The 14,826-nt window shown below is 65.7% G+C and carries 9 protein-coding genes; 2 read left to right on the top strand and 7 right to left on the bottom strand.

The genetic code is table 11. The annotated features are described in order from the left end of the window. Nucleotides 1–71: 71 nt before the first annotated feature. A complete protein-coding gene (locus ABIC76_RS22580; protein ID WP_354535308.1) occupies nt 72–818 on the bottom strand; it encodes a pseudouridine synthase in 747 nt (248 codons plus the stop codon). 80 nt (nt 819–898) lie between these two features. Between ABIC76_RS22580 and ABIC76_RS22575 the strand changes: the two genes are divergently transcribed. Then, nucleotides 899–2,455, top strand: a complete 1,557-nt coding sequence (locus tag ABIC76_RS22575; RefSeq protein WP_354535307.1) for a cryptochrome/photolyase family protein — start codon at nt 899–901, stop codon at nt 2,453–2,455. Between the two features lie 70 nt (nt 2,456–2,525). On the opposite strand, the gene ABIC76_RS22570 is transcribed toward ABIC76_RS22575, so the two are convergent. The 6 genes from ABIC76_RS22570 to ABIC76_RS22545 all read right to left on the bottom strand — a co-directional run bounded on the left by ABIC76_RS22570 (nt 2,526) and on the right by ABIC76_RS22545 (nt 13,161). Continuing rightward, nucleotides 2,526–8,582, bottom strand: coding sequence for a hybrid sensor histidine kinase/response regulator (locus ABIC76_RS22570; RefSeq protein ID WP_354535306.1), 6,057 nt, complete (start codon nt 8,580–8,582; stop codon nt 2,526–2,528). A gap of 89 nt (nt 8,583–8,671) precedes the next feature. Beyond that, nucleotides 8,672–10,909, bottom strand: a complete 2,238-nt coding sequence (locus tag ABIC76_RS22565) for a methyl-accepting chemotaxis protein (protein WP_102064666.1) — start codon at nt 10,907–10,909, stop codon at nt 8,672–8,674. A 258-nt stretch (nt 10,910–11,167) separates the two neighbouring features. Beyond that, complete coding sequence (locus ABIC76_RS22560; RefSeq protein ID WP_027678029.1) at nt 11,168–11,713, bottom strand: chemotaxis protein CheW; 546 nt, start codon at nt 11,711–11,713, stop codon at nt 11,168–11,170. Between the two features lie 76 nt (nt 11,714–11,789). Beyond that, nucleotides 11,790–12,158, bottom strand: coding sequence for a response regulator (locus ABIC76_RS22555; RefSeq protein WP_004629647.1), 369 nt, complete (start codon nt 12,156–12,158; stop codon nt 11,790–11,792). Between the two features lie 30 nt (nt 12,159–12,188). Further along, entirely contained in the window at nt 12,189–12,686 is a 498-nt protein-coding gene (locus tag ABIC76_RS22550; protein ID WP_009238904.1) for a response regulator, read from the bottom strand. Nucleotides 12,687–12,978: 292 nt separating this feature from the next. After that, on the bottom strand, nt 12,979–13,161 hold the full coding sequence (locus tag ABIC76_RS22545) for a rubredoxin (protein WP_003261842.1): 183 nt from the start codon (nt 13,159–13,161) through the stop codon (nt 12,979–12,981). Between the two features lie 215 nt (nt 13,162–13,376). On the opposite strand from ABIC76_RS22545, the gene hemL reads away from it, so the two are divergent. Beyond that, complete coding sequence (hemL, locus tag ABIC76_RS22540) at nt 13,377–14,678, top strand: glutamate-1-semialdehyde 2,1-aminomutase (RefSeq protein ID WP_102064665.1); 1,302 nt, start codon at nt 13,377–13,379, stop codon at nt 14,676–14,678. Nucleotides 14,679–14,826 lie beyond the last annotated feature (148 nt).

Raw genomic sequence — 14,826 nt, 5'->3', positions numbered from 1 at the left:
GCCGCTGCCCCTCTCATTTGGAGGAATCGGCTCTCGGCGCAAGGTTTTTTGGGATTGCGCATTGTGCCGCTTCAGGCACTTGACCCGGTTGCATGCGGCGGCGTGGTGTTCAGCGCTTCCAGATCGGCGGCTTCCAGCCAGCGCCACTCGCCCGGCGCCAGATCGCCGAGCGACAACCCGCCGATGGCGCTGCGGTGCAATCCGGCCACGTGGTTGCCGGCGGCGGCCACCATGCGTTTCACTTGGTGATATTTGCCCTGGGTGAGCGCCATGCGCAGGTGGTGCGTGTCTACGCGCTCGGCCCAGGCGGCGGCAACGTTTTCATTTTCGTCAGCCAGCAGCACGCCGGCGCACAGCTGAGCGATCTGCGCATCGGTCACGGGCTCGGCGGTGGTGATTTCATACACCTTGGGCACCTGGTGGCGCGGGCTGGTGATGGTGTGGACGAACTGGCCGTCGTCGGTCAGCAGCAGCAGCCCCGTGGTGTCCTGGTCGAGCCGCCCGACGCACTGCACGGCGCGCTCGCGCAGCGGCACCGGCAGCAGCGTGTACACGCTGGGATGATGTTTCGGCTTTTGCGAGCACTCGACGCCAGCCGGCTTGTTGAGCATCAGATAGGCGCGGGCGTGGTATGCCCAGCGCTCGCCGTCGACATCCAGCACCAGGCCGGCGGTATCGACCAGCGCATCCGGGCTTTCCATCTCGATGCCGTTGATGAATACGAGACCCGCGAGTACGAGGTCCTTGCAATAGCGGCGCGTGCCGAAACCCTGGGATTGCAGGATGCGATACAGCGGAAGACGAGGAGAATCAGCCATGACAACAACGTGAACAAGACAAAAAGGGGCGATTTTTGCGATACGCTCCGCCAGTCTAAAGAGCAACCGATTTCCATCCGATGCCCTCCACCGCCCCAAGCCGCCAGCCATACAACATCGGAGCGCGCTTCCAGCGAGGTCTGGTGTGGTTCCGGCGCGATCTGCGGCACTTTGACCACGCGGCGCTGCATTATGCCTTGCGGCACTGCCGCGAGGTCTATTGCGTGTTCGTGTTCGACCGCGACATCCTCGACGCGCTGCTCGCGCGCGGGCTCAAGGCCGACCGCCGCATCGAGTTCATCCGCGCGTCCATCGAGGAACTGCGCAGCGCGTTGCGCGAGGCCGGCGGCGACCTCATCGTCGTGCACGACCACCCTCGCCAGGCGATTCCCGAGATCGCCCGCAAGTTGAACATCGAGGCCGTCTTCGCCAACCATGACGAAGAACCTTCCGCGCAGGCCCGCGATGAGGCGGTGCGCAAAGCGCTCGCCCAGCAGCCGTGCGCCTGGTTCGACTTCAAGGATCAGGTGATCTTCGAGCGCGATGAAATCCTGAACGGGCAAGGCAAGCCGTACGGCGTCTTCACGCCTTACAAGAATGCCTGGTTGGCCGCGCTGACGCCATTCGACCTGCGCGCGTATCCGACGGAGCCCTACTTCGGCGCACTGGCCAAGCCGCTGCAGGCGCTGGCGCACGCTACGCCCACGCTGGAAGCGATGGGGTTCGCCCGCACCAACCTGTCGGAAATTGCCCTGCCCAGCGGTATGTCCGGTGGGCAGACGTTGCTCGACGAGTTTGAAGAGCGCATGGACGACTACCATGCGCGCCGCGACTTTCCCGCCGTGCGCGGGCCCAGCTATCTGTCAACGCATTTGCGCTTTGGCACCGTGTCGATCCGCACGCTGGCCGCGCGTGCCCACGCCGCCATGCTGCGCGGCAGCCGGGGCGCGGCGACGTGGCTGTCGGAGCTGGTCTGGCGGGATTTCTACTTCATGATCCTGCATCACCGCCCGGACTTGGCAGACGGCGCCGCGTTCCATCCGGAATTCGATCGCATCCGCTGGGTAGACGGCGACACGGGCGACGCGCGCTTCCAAGCCTGGAAGGATGCGCGCACCGGCTATCCGCTGGTCGATGCGGCCATGCTGCAGATTTTCCAGAGCGGCTACATGCACAACCGCCTGCGCATGGTGGCGGCCAGTTTTCTCATCAAGGACCTTGGCATCGACTGGCGGCGCGGCGAACAGTATTTTGCTGACGTGCTCAACGATTTCGACTTTTCCGCCAACAACGGCGGCTGGCAGTGGGCGGCATCCAGTGGGTGCGACGCGCAGCCGTGGTTCCGCATCTTCAACCCGGTTACGCAATCGGAGAAGTTCGATCCGCAAGGCCGCTTCATCCGCAAGTACCTTCCGCAACTGGCGAAGCTGCCCGACAAGTACATCCATGCGCCATGGACGGCGCCGGCCAATGTGTTGAAGGAAGCAGGCGTGGTACTGGGGGAGACGTATCCGCTGCCCATCGTCGATCATGCGGCCGCGCGCGCCGCGACGCTCGATCGCTACGCCGTCACCAAGGCACATCGCACATCGGGCGCCGAGGCCGCGGCACTCAGCAAGGCCAGCGCCGACGATTGAAGATCGCCACGCGCCAAAAACAACGGGCCGTTGTGTTACCGGCCCGTTGTTGTTTCTGCGAGGCGTGTCGTCAGCCGGCGTTGGCCGCCGGCGCACGCTCGCCGATGAGGTTGCGCAGATGCTGCAGCAGTTCCTCTTCGTTGTACGGCTTACCGAGGTAGACGTTCACGCCGATCTCCGCTGCGTAACGGCGGTGTTTGTCCGCCGTGCGCGAGGTGATCATGATGATCGGCGTGGCGCCGATGCGTTCGTCCGCACGTACGTTGCGCGTGAGGTCGAAGCCGTCCATGTGCGGCATTTCGATGTCGACGAGCATCGCGTCAGGCGTGATCTCCTGCAACTGACGCAGCGCATCCACACCGTCACGTGCGAGCACGGCCTGGTAGCCGGAGCGCGTGAGCAGACGCTGCGTGACCTTGCGCACGGTGAGCGAATCGTCGACCACCATGACGATCGGCTGGGTGGCGAGGCCCGGCACGGCGTCGGTACTGCCGTCGCGCTGCAGCTCGGCCACGGCGCCCGTGGCTTCCGGGTCTGACAGGCTGCGTGCAACCGCTTCGCGCTCGAAGCGCTGCGTGAGCACTACGGGGTTGTAGATCAGCACGATCTCGCCGTCGCCCAGCGTCGTTGCACCGGCAATGCCTTCCAGACGCGCGAGGTGCGGGCCAATGTGCTTGACCACCACTTCGCGGTTGCCGATCACTTCGTCGACGTGCACGGCGGCACGGTCAGCACCGTTGCGCACCACCACGGCCGGCGAGTACTTGCGTCCACCCGTGACAGACGTTGCTTCTTCAAGCAGCGCGCCAAAGTAGTGGAACGGCACGGGGCCGGTCGGCAATTGCAGCGCAGCCGCGTTGTACGCCTCGGCCAGCGCCTGCGGGCGCAGTTGCTGCACGTGGTCGATCATGCCCGACGGAATCGCGTACACACGCTCGCTCACACGCACCAGCAGCACCTGCGTAATCGCGGTCGTCAGCGGTAGGTGGATGGTGAAACGCGTGCCGACTTCCGGCGTGGTCTGCAGCGAGATCCGGCCACCCAGGGCGACGGTTTCCGCACGCACCACGTCCATGCCCACGCCGCGACCGGCCAGTTCCGACACCTGATCGGCAGTGGAGAAACCCGGCGTGAAGATCATCTCGGTGAGGCGCGCGTCGCTGGCTTCTTCGTCGGCGGCCAGCAGCTGACGCTCCAATGCACGGGCGCGGATGCGGTCGAGATTGAGCCCGGCACCGTCGTCGACGAAGTGCAGCACGACTTCGTTACCTTCCTGCTGCACTTCGAGCGTGAGTTCACCGGCGGGAGCCTTGCCCTTGGCGCGACGCTCGTCGGCGGATTCAATGCCGTGCGCCACCGCGTTCCGGATCATGTGCTCGAGCGGACCGCCCATGCGGTCCAGCACGCTGCGGTCCAGTTCCACCGTACCGCCCTTGATGAACAGGCGGACTTCCTTGCCGGTTTCCGCTGCGGCCTGGCGCGCCACGCGATACAGACGGTCGGCCACGGTATCGAACTGCACCATGCGCGCGCGCATCAGACTGCGTTGCAGGCCGCGCGTGAGGCGTGCCTGCGTTTCCAGATCGAGCGATGCCTGATCGAAGCCGCGGAACAAGTTCTGCTGCACCGTTGCCACGTCGTTGACGGACTCGGCCATCATCCGCGTGAGTTCCTGCAAGCGCGTGAAGCGGTCGAACTCCAGCGGGTCGAACGCTTCAGAGTGTGCTGCCGCATCGGCAATGCGCGACTCCATCTGCGTTTCGGCCTGGATTTCGATCTCGCGCACCTGCGAGCGCAAACGCGCCACGTTGTCGTTCAGTTCCGACAGATACGTCTTGAGCGCATCGACTTCCGACTCCAAACGCGCACGCGCAGCACCGACTTCACCCGCATCGTTGATGAGCGAATCGAGCGCACGCGCCTGCACCCGCACCATCGCGCGCTGGCGTTCGGCCACTTCCAGCGCCTCGGCTTCGGGGCTGCGCGTACCGGTCAGGTCCACGCTCGTCGAGACTGCAACCGCCGGCAGCATCGACGCGGAGGACGATGCCTGCGCATCGGCCGTCTGCTGCACATCGGCGGCATCGGCAAGGCCGGCGTCGAGCGGCAGCAGGTTGCCCGCGCCCAGCGCATCGACGTGCGCCTGAATGCGGTCGAACCAGACGTAGAGCTTGCGGAACAGCGCGTCGTCCACGCGGTTCTGGCGCAGGCCGCCTTCAATGGCGCTCTCCATTTCGTGCGCGGCCTGGCCCAGCGTCATGGCGCCGGCCATGCGCGCACTGCCCTTGACGGTGTGCAGATTGCGCAACAGCAGGCCGGCGGCATTACGGTCCTGCGGCGCGGCTTCCCACGCACGCAGATGCTGGCCCAACTCGGGCAGCGCAACGTGCGCTTCCTCCAGAAAGATCTCGAGCAGCGCCGGGTCGAGCGCGTCGGTCGGCGCCTGGCGGACCAGCTCACCCACCGCGGGCTCGGCCACCGGCGACTCGTGCGCGGGCACGAACGTCGATGTAACGTGTTCCGGCTCGAACTCGGGCTCGCCAGCCAGGCCCGCGGTTTCGTTCTCGGCTTGTTCGGCTTCGGTAAAGGCGGCAGGCGCCGGCTCCAGCGGCAGGCGCGGACGCACGAGCAGGCGCTCGCAGAGTTCGTCCAGGCTGCGGCGCAAAGGCTCATCCCCGTCGGGCCAGAGGCTGGCGGCAAATTGATGGAGCATGCCGCGCATGCGCTCGACGGCTTGATCGAGCAGGCGGAAGTCGCCCGGATGCATCGCCACCGGGCGGCTGTTCAGGTTCAGCAGCACCTGCTCCAGCGCTGCGGCCAGTTGGCGCACGGGCTCCAACTCGACCACAGCCGAGCTGCCTTGCAGCGTGTGTGCGGCGCGCAGGGCCAGCTCGCTCGGCGGCGTGCGGCCTTCGTGACGCCACTCCGAGAAATCCACGCCCAGGCGGCGGATCAGATCATCGGCTTCCTGCAGGTAGACGTTGTACAGCGCCACGCTGATGCGGACCGGACCAATCTCCTTCACGCCGTCGTCGTGCGGTGCTTCTTCCGGCTCGCCGGTCTGCGCGAACGGGAACGGGATCACCTTGGCGTCGGCATCGGCAGCCACCGGTTCAGGGGCCGCTTCCTGAATCGTCTCTTCGACGTGTTCTGCAACGGGCTCGGCGGCCTCATGCTCGACCAGCAGTGCGGTCGCCTCCGGCATCGGCGCCTCGACTTCAGGCAGCGCAGGTTCGTCATCCCACGTGAGCGCGACCGCGTCTTCGGCTTCGGTTTCAGCAACGGAGGCATCCGGCGCGGCCAGTTCCAACGACGGTTCTGCGACTGCGTCGTGCGATGCGATTTCAGCCGTCGGCGCTTCCACCGCTTGCGGCTCCGCGTATTCAGCGGCCGGGGCGACTTCGGCCGGCTCGGACGCTTCGGGCGCCGGCACGGCCTCCAGCCACACGAACGGACCGCCGTGGCGCACGCGCTCTGCGGCGGCGACCAGCGGTTCGATGGCGTGATCGGCTTGCGGCGACTGGGCAATGGCCGCAGCCCACGTCGACAGTTCCGACTCAGCGCGCGTCAGCAGCGCGGCCAGGTCGTGCGTCGGCACGCGGCTCTCAGCCAGCCAGACATTCATCACCTGCTCGATGGCCCAGGCGGCTTCGCCATAGCGCGTGAGGCCGACCATGCGGCCCGAGCCCTTGAGCGTGTGGAACGCACGGCGCAGCTGCGTGAGCAGGTCCAGGTCCGAGCCGGCAGCCAGGCCGCCCGTGCCCATGTCGGCAGCGGCCTGCAGGCCCTGCAGGTCGGCGCGCACGCCGGCCAGCACTTCTTCGGCTTCGGACAGGAAGATGTCGAGCAGCTCGGCATCGATGGATTGGGTGTCTCGCGCGGCAGCAGGCGCAGGCGCGGCGGCCGCAGGCACGGCAGCCGGTGCCGCCAATGCGGCCTGCATGCGCTCAAGCGCGCCGGCGCTGCCAACCTGCCATGCGTCGAACTGGGCCAGCGCCTCTTCCAGGCGACGGCGGCGAGCCGGATCATCGTCGATGGCGGCGGCGTCACGCGCTTCCTGCAGCGCCGTGCGCAACTCCGCGGCGAGCGGGTCGGTCGGGTCGACCGGTTGTTTGGCCAGCAGCCGATCCAACAACGATTGCAGCGGCGATGCGGCATCGGCATTGGCGATGTCCGCACCAGCCTGCGTTTCGGATTGCGGCTCGCGGCGGGCCAGCATGCCGGCTTCCGTATCGAAGGCGAACTCGCGCCACGCGGTTTCGCGCTCAGTCGGCGTCAACTGGCCTTCGATGACGATCTCATCGACCTGCCCGCCCGTCAGCTCGGTGCTGGCTGACAGGGCGTCGAGCAGGGCCTGCAGGCCGCTGACATTGGCGGCCAGCGCAGCGAGGTAGCGTTCGCGATCGGCGGTCGCGCCCTCGCCCGCGGCTTGCAGCGCGTCGATGGTCGATTGCGCCGCTTCGGTGGCGTGCACTGCCTCATAGGCGTCGAGCGCGGCAAAGGCGCTTTGCATCTCGCCGAACAGGCGGGCGGCTTCCTGCAGCCCGCCGCTTTCTGCACCTTCGCGCTCGAAGGCGTCGAGGTGCGTTTCGGCAGAGGCCAGCAGCGTTTGCAGCGCACGAACCTGATCGGCACGCGAGCGGCGTTCAGCAGCCTGCTCGGCCAGCAGCGTGAGCCATGCTGGCGCCGGCACGGCGTGACCGTCTTGCGTGGCGCGGGCGTGTTCGGCCAGCTCGCTGCAGCGGGCGGCAAACCACGCGCTGCGCAAGTCGCCGGATTCGCCATGCAGCGCCCAGGGGCGCGCGAGCATGCGCGAGAGAAATTGCAGCGTGGGCGAGACGTCCTGCCCGGCAGCTTCGGTCAGGCGGTTCGACAGGTCGGACAAAGCCGGCTGGCCCAGCGCATCGGCATGCAGCGCCAGCGTCTGCAGTGCAGCGTCGAGTTCGTCCGCAGCGGGCGCAGGTTGCTGGCTCAGCGTTTCGAGCGAGCGGCCGACGCGTTGCAGCGTGTCGCTGGCGTCGGTCGGCAGCAGCGCGTAGTACTGGCGCGTATGCAGTGCGCCAGCGGGCGCGTGCGTGGGCGGAATTGCGAAGGCCTGCACGCAGGCCACGATGTCCGGGCCCAGCGTGTCGTCGCCCACCGGCGCCGCCGGTGCGTTGCTGTACGCCATGCCGGCCAGCAAATACAGCGCGTCGGTCAGCAGGCCTTGCGGCAGGTGGACGTTGTTGTGCGAATACTGGCGCAGCAGCAAGTTAACGCGTGCCGCCAGGCGCTTGGCCGTCATGTCGGCAGGTACGAGGCCGGCACGCAGGGCACCAAAGGTCAGCGCGAGCACAAGCCACAGATCGCGCTGCAGATCGTCTCCGGCGCGGCGCGGTTCACGCTCCAGCGCGCGGATGCCATGCAGCAGGTCTTCCAGCGGAGCATAGGCCGCTGCTGCGGCGGACGGATCCACCACCGCACCGTCGGCGTTGGAGGCCGGCGCACGCAGCGCAGTCAGCAATGCGAGTTCGAACTTGCGACGCAAACGCGCCAGCCCTGGCAGATCCCGCGAGGGCAGCAGCAGCGCCGGCAAGTGGCGCAGCTCATCGGCCCACAGGTCAGCCGGGTGGATGCGCTCTTCGCCCAGGCGGGCGAGCACGGCTTGATACGGCTGGAACAGGCGCAGCGGCTCTTCGGCCATGCCGGCCATCAGGTCGGCGACGTATTCCTGCAGCGCCTGCACGGCGCGCGAGAACACATCCAGCGTCTGTGCGTCGGCGGCGACGGTGCCGGTATCCACCGCCTCGAGTAGGCGCTTGGCGGCCTGGCAATACACGTCGACACCGCGCAGGCCGACGATCAGCAGCGCGCCAGCGGCCTGGTGCAGATACTGGCCGGCCAGGCGCAGCGACGTCGTATCGCGCGCACCGATGACCTCCGGATCGGCGATCACATCGGCCGCATATTCGCCGAACTCGCGCACGGCATCGTCGAGCGCGGCGCGCATGTTGGGTGCCACCCACGCCAGCGCGGAAAGATCACGCGCGGGCACGGCAGGCTTCGGGACGGACTTCTGACGCCCGGCTGGGGCTCCCACCGCCTCGACAGAGGCGGATTCGGGCTGGGCGGAAGATTGATGACGCATGTGTGCTTCCAAAAAGCAGGTGGCGGTTGCCGCGATTGCCCCGGGGTGGCCCCTTCGGCGTTCCCGCCCGAAATCCAGAGGTGACGAGATCAGGCGATGCGGAACCGCGCCACCGAGTCACGCAGTTCTTCGGCAAGCTGCGTGAGCTGGCGCACCGACTGCGCGGTCTGGCGCGTACCGGTCGACGTCTGTTCCGTGATGTGCAGGATCTGTTCGATGTTCTGCGCAACGTCCGAAGCCAGCGTCGCTTCGTGCGACGTCGTCTGCGAAATGCTCTCGATCAGTTCGGCAAGCTGGCGCGACACGCGGCCGATCTCCACCAGTGCGGCACCGGCGTTATCGGACAGCTTCGCCCCTTCCACCACACCCGCCGTGCTGCGCTCCATGGCGTGCACCGCGTCTTGCGTGTCGGTCTGAATCGTGCGGATCAGCGCGCCGATCTGCTTGGCTGCCTCGGCGGAACGTTCTGCCAGGCGCTGCACTTCTTCTGCCACCACCGAGAAGCCGCGGCCGGCTTCACCAGCGGATGCCGCCTGGATGGCAGCGTTCAGTGCCAGCACGTTGGTCTGCTCGGTAATGTCCGAGATCAGCTCCACGATTTCACCGATCTCCTGCGACGATTCACCCAGGCGCTTGATCCGCTTCGAGGTTTCCTGAATCTGGTCACGGATGTCGTTCATGCCCGTGATGGCGTTCTGCACGGCCTGCTGACCTTGCTCGGCAGCGGCCAGCGAGGCGCGTGCAACGTTGGCCGATTCGGCTGCGCCGCGCGAGACCTGCGTAATGCGGTCCGCCATCTCCACCACCGACTGACCGGTCTGGCGAATCTGGCGCGACTGTTCTTCCGATGCGGCCACGAGGCTTTCCGACGTGGTCTGCACCGCCGACGATGCCTGCGTCACCTGCTCGGCCGTCTGCTGCACCCGGCCGACCAGCTCGCGCAGTTCTTCCACGGTGTAGTTCACCGAGTCGGCGATGGCGCCGGTAATGTCTTCCGACACGGTGGCCTGCTTGGTCAAGTCACCGTCTGCAATGTCCTGCAGCTCGTTCATCAGACGCAGAATTGCAGCCTGGGTGGAATCGTTGTTGCGCTTTTCCACCATCCGGCGCTCTTCAGCTTCGCGCTGACGGGCTTCTGCTTCCATCGTACGCACACGCGAATCGCGCAGGTACAGGGCGGCCAGGCCGGCCAGGCACACCACGGTCAGGATGGCGGACAGCACCACCGCACCGAGCGTCACCGGACGGCTGCGCACGCTGCCGGCATAGGCAGACTGCAGGTCCGACAGGTCGGCACGCAGCTTTTCGTTGTCGTTGAAGATCTGCTGCTGGGCGCGCTTGGCGGCGATCAGGCCCGGCAGGTTTTCCAGAATGATCTGCGTGGTCTTCTGCACGTTGTCGAAGCGGGTCGACAGCTCTTGCAGGTAGCCCTTCGTCTCGGCATCGGTGGCGGCCGACAGGCGCAGCGCTTCCGAGCCGTTGAGCAGGCCGTTCAGGGTTTCGCGGAAGGTGTTGGTGTCCTTACCGAGCAGGAACGCCGTTTCCGGGTTCACGCCTTCGCCAGCCAGGAACTCGTTCATGTTCTTACCCAGACGCTGCGTCAACATCACCAGCTGCGACGAGGCGGCCACTTCACGGGCCGGCGCGTTGGTCTGCAGCTTCATCGACGAGATCTGCTCGGCTTCTTCCAGCAGTTCGGGGTTCGACGCGTTGAACACGTTCAGCGTCTTACCCACCGCCACCAGCGTCTTTTCCTGCGCCAGAATGGCCTGCGCGCTCTTGTCGCTGCGCTTCCATTCTTCGATCGACTTGTCGAGCAGCGCTTCGGCCTCGCCACCCGAGGCACGCACACCGCGCTCGGAATTGCCGTTCTTCAGCGCATCGAGGTTTTCCTGCAGACGTGCGCGGCTTTCCTTGAGCTGTGCGAATGCATTGGTGTTACCCAGCAGCGCCACCGGCACCGCCTTGGCCAGACGCTGCGAGTGCATCAGCGTGTCACCGGCAATTTCAATCTGCACCGAACCGTTGTTGGCCTGGCGGTTATCCAGGTACACCGAGATCAGCAGCGCCAGCAGACCAACCACCAGGCCGATCGTGAACACGCGCTGCTGCGCGGCAAACGGCACGCGCTCCATCCAGCCGACCACGGCATCCATGGGCGAGCGGCCGAGCTGCGTGGGCGGGCCAGCGGGATTGTCGTCATCCGTATGGGGCGCATTGTCCAACTGCGCCAACTGCACGGAAGCCGCCGATGCGCCCTCCGCTGCAACCTCCGGCGCCCCTGCCTGACCGGCACGGCGACCTGCGTTGAACCACTTGAACCCCATAGGACCCTCTTTTCTTGTCGATGCTGCCGTCTCGTTCTGTCGAGATCAGCCGCATGGATTTCCCGTCCGCGTCCGCGCCTTGTTCCACCTGGCGTGGTACGCACCTTCGGCGGTGCCTGTGAATACACTTGGCCACCTGGCGCGCCCTGTTGCACGCGCCGTGCACCGCCTCTTGCCCCTGCACACCCCGCTCCCGTTGCGGCGTGCCCAATCGTTCTTACTGGCTCTAAGGCTCTACGGCCTGATTGCCCAATCGCTTTACGTGCGGCTGCGGCCAACCTGCAGAAACGCCGGATCGGCCAGCAACTGCCGCACATCCAGTTCGCGCCATTGCGTGCCCTGGGCGTCGCGCCAGGCGCGGCCCAACCACGGACGTCCTTCTTCCACCGTGGCTTCCGCGGGCTGCAGATCGCTCAGGCTGCGCAGGCCGGCCACGCGCGGCACGACAATCGCGCACGCACGCTGCGGGTCTTTGGACAGCACCACGATCTTGGCGCCGCTGCCGCTGCCCGTCGGCGCTTCACCGCAGAACAGGCCGAAATCGATCACGCCGAGCAGGTTGCCGCGCGCATTCACGAGACCGAGGTACCACGGCTGTGTGAGCGGCACGCGTGCGGGCGGCTGGTAGTCCAGCACCTCGCCGGTTTCGGTCAGCGACAGCAGCCAGTGGTGCTCGCCGATCTGCACGCCCAGAAAGCCTTCCGTCGACGACTTGGCGCGCGCCTCCTGCAGGCGGCGGGCCAGCATCGCCTGGTATTCGTGCAGGCGCTGGCGGGAGGTCAGGTTGGTGCGCTGTTCGTTCACGTCTGGCTCATGTCCGGTGCTGGTTCTTTGCTGCGCGCGGTCTTGACGTCGCGCTTCTAAACGAACTGCCGCAGGATCACTGCGCCAGCTTGGCGATCTTCTCGAGCAGCTCTTCGGCCTTGACCGGCTTGACGATGTAGTCCGATGCGCCCTGGCGCATGCCCCACACGCGGTCGGTCTCCAGGCCCTTGGTCGTGCACATGATCACGGGGATGCCCTGGAAGCGCTCGTCCTTCTTGATGGCGCGGGTCGCCTGGTAGCCGTTCTGGCCCGGCATCACCACATCCATCAGGATCAGGTCGAAGGTTTCGGCTTCGAGCTTGGTCATGGCCTGCTCGCTATCGGCCGCGACCGTCACCTTGAAACCGTTCTTGCCGAGAATCTCCGACAGATGCAGCGCTTCGGTCGGAGAATCATCGACCACCAACACTTTCTTGATTGCCATACAAACAGTCCTTCATTAAGAGAGATGCCGTCACTGCGCGGCAGCTTGCGCCACCGGCAAATGCGTCTGGACCGCCTCCAGCAGCGCTTCCTTCGAGAACGGCTTGGCGAGATGGTCCACCGCCCCGACCGACTTGCCGCGCGCGCGGTCGAAAATCCCGTCGCGCGAAGACAGCATGATCACAGGCGTGGCATGAAACTTTGGGCTTTTCTTGATCAGCGAGCAGGTCTGGTAGCCGTCGAGATTCGGCATCAGGATGTCGCAGAACACGAGATCGGGCTTCAGGTCACCCACCTTGGCCAGTGCGTCGAAGCCGTCTTCGGCCAGCACGACCTGGCACCCGGCCTGGGTGAGGAAAATCTGCGCGGTACGGCGGATGGTGCTGGAATCGTCGATTACCAGCACTTTGCAGCCTGTCAGGGAATGCGCCAGCGGAGAGTTCGCCAGCGGTTGAGAGTCAGCCAGTTGTTCCACCCGCGCGGATTGCATCATGTTCTCGCAGTGCGCGACCACGGGTCGCCACGACATTCTGACCGGATGGATCGCGGCAAATCGCCGCGCAGCGTGCCCTCCAAACGGAAAGGGCCCACGCTGGCGACGACTTCAAAACTACGCCCCCCGGCCCGCTTATGAAGTGTGAAGCTCAGAATTTGACGAAGTGTGACAAGTCACCTATTCGCCGTCAATGGCGCCGGCGGTCCGCCGAGCGCTTGTGGCATGGAAGCGACGAGCCGATTCATCGAACCGTCACTTCCTGATACTTGGCTGTCAGCAAGAGGGCAAACACTCACTTGCTGACGGGAGACAGGTCAGATCCGGATCAGATCTGCACCATTTCGAAATCTTCCTTGCGCGCGCCGCATTCCGGGCACGTCCAGTTGATGGGCACGTCTTCCCACTTCGTGCCGGGCGCAATGCCGTCGTCCGGGGCGCCTTGTTCTTCGTCGTAGATCCAGCCGCAAATCAGGCACATCCACGTCTTGTATTCAATCTGTTGTTCCATAGGGCAAAGCTTCGGTGGGTTCCGTCTATTAAAATGGCAGGCCAGATGGTACCGAATCACGCCCGGCTACGCCAGAACAGGCGCCGGGCAGACACGGTGTTTGACTGCATCCAACCCGGATCTGCGGCAAACCACCGCATAATCGCCTCGAACCGCCTTTAAACCGTACCGCAGCGCCGCTCTGCTCGGCGCCACGCTCTCTTCCAACGCCCTCCATGTCGACTCCCTCCCGCAGCGCCGCCCTGTTTGAACGTGCCCAGAAGACCATCCCCGGCGGGGTGAACTCGCCGGTACGCGCCTTCCGCTCGGTGGGCGGCACCCCGCGCTTCATTGCCAAGGCAGCCGGCCCGTACCTGTGGGACGCGGACGGCACCCGCTATATCGACTACGTCGGCTCGTGGGGCCCGATGATCGTCGGGCATGCGCATCCCGAAGTCGTGCGTGCCGTGCAGGACGTCGCCGCTGACAGCTTCTCGTTCGGCGCGCCCACCGAGGCCGAAGTCGTCATGGCCGAGGAAATCTGCAAGCTCGTGCCGTCGATCGAGCAGGTGCGGCTCGTGTCGTCGGGCACCGAAGCGACCATGAGCGCCCTGCGCCTGGCGCGCGGCTTTACCGGGCGCGACCTGATCGTCAAGTTCGAAGGCTGCTACCACGGTCACGCCGACAGCCTGCTGGTCAAGGCCGGTTCGGGCCTGCTGACGTTTGCCGATACGACGCAGAACGCGCCGTCTTCCGCCGGCGTGCCGGAAGACGTGGTCAAGCACACGATGGTGCTGCCGTACAACGACGTCGCCGCACTGCGCGAGGCCTTTGCCCGCCACGGCAAGGAAATCGCGGCCGTGATCGTCGAACCGGTGGCCGGCAACATGAACCTCGTGCGTGGCAGCAACGAATTCCACCAGGCCATGCGTTCGCTGTGTACCGAGCACGGCGCCGTGCTGATCTTTGACGAGGTGATGACGGGCTTTCGTGTGGCGCTCGGTTGCGCGCAGGCGCTGTACGGCATCAAGCCGGACCTGACGTGCCTGGGCAAGGTCATCGGCGGGGGCATGCCGGCCGCTGCGTTTGGCGGCCGCCGCGACATCATGGGATTCCTGGCGCCGCTGGGCAACGTGTACCAGGCTGGGACGCTGTCAGGAAATCCGCTGGCCGTAGCGGCCGGGCTCACCACATTGCGGCTGATTGCGGCAGAGGGTTTCCACGACCGACTGGCCGCGCAGACCCGCAAGCTAGTGGATGGGCTGGCCGATATCGCTCGTGAAGTTGGCGTGCCGTTTGCCGCGGACAGCGTGGGCGGCATGTTCGGCATCTACTTCCGTGAGGGCGTACCGACGAGCTTTGCTGAAGTGACCAAGAGCGATGTTGGGCGCTTCAATGCGTTCTTCCATGCGATGTTGGATCAGGGTGTGTATCTGGCGCCGTCTGCGTTTGAGGCGGGGTTTGTGTCTGCGACGCACGATGACGCGATTTTGGATGCGACGTTTGAGGCGGCTCGGAAGGCGTTTAAGGCTGTTTGAGTTTTGTTTCTTGGGATGGGGCTTGGTGGTGCATCCCTTGTTTCATCCCCTGCCGGGGCTGACTCACTTTCTTTGTCTTGCCAAAGAAAGTAAGCAAAGAAATGCGCGCCCGAGATGGCGAAAGATTCCTTGAATTTATGTCGCAGGG

Origin of the sequence: Ralstonia sp. 1138 (assembly GCF_040544795.1) — a bacterium.
Classification (GTDB): domain Bacteria; phylum Pseudomonadota; class Gammaproteobacteria; order Burkholderiales; family Burkholderiaceae; genus Ralstonia; species Ralstonia flatus.
Note: the sequence above shows the minus strand (reverse complement) of the source record. Positions and strands in the feature narration are given on the sequence as shown.

Bases quoted from the DNA above. Each gene is read 5' to 3' on its own strand.
- ABIC76_RS22580 (WP_354535308.1), bottom strand. From the start codon at position 818: ATGGCTGATTCTCCTCGTCTTCCGCTGTATCGCATCCTGCAATCCCAG.
- ABIC76_RS22575 (WP_354535307.1), top strand. From the start codon at position 899: ATGCCCTCCACCGCCCCAAGCCGCCAGCCATACAACATCGGAGCGCGC.
- ABIC76_RS22565 (WP_102064666.1), bottom strand. From the start codon at position 10,909: ATGGGGTTCAAGTGGTTCAACGCAGGTCGCCGTGCCGGTCAGGCAGGG.
- ABIC76_RS22545 (WP_003261842.1), bottom strand. From the start codon at position 13,161: ATGGAACAACAGATTGAATACAAGACGTGGATGTGCCTGATTTGCGGC.
- hemL (WP_102064665.1), top strand. From the start codon at position 13,377: ATGTCGACTCCCTCCCGCAGCGCCGCCCTGTTTGAACGTGCCCAGAAG.
- ABIC76_RS22570 (WP_354535306.1), bottom strand. From the start codon at position 8,582: ATGCGTCATCAATCTTCCGCCCAGCCCGAATCCGCCTCTGTCGAGGCG.
- ABIC76_RS22555 (WP_004629647.1), bottom strand. From the start codon at position 12,158: ATGGCAATCAAGAAAGTGTTGGTGGTCGATGATTCTCCGACCGAAGCG.
- ABIC76_RS22550 (WP_009238904.1), bottom strand. From the start codon at position 12,686: ATGTCGTGGCGACCCGTGGTCGCGCACTGCGAGAACATGATGCAATCC.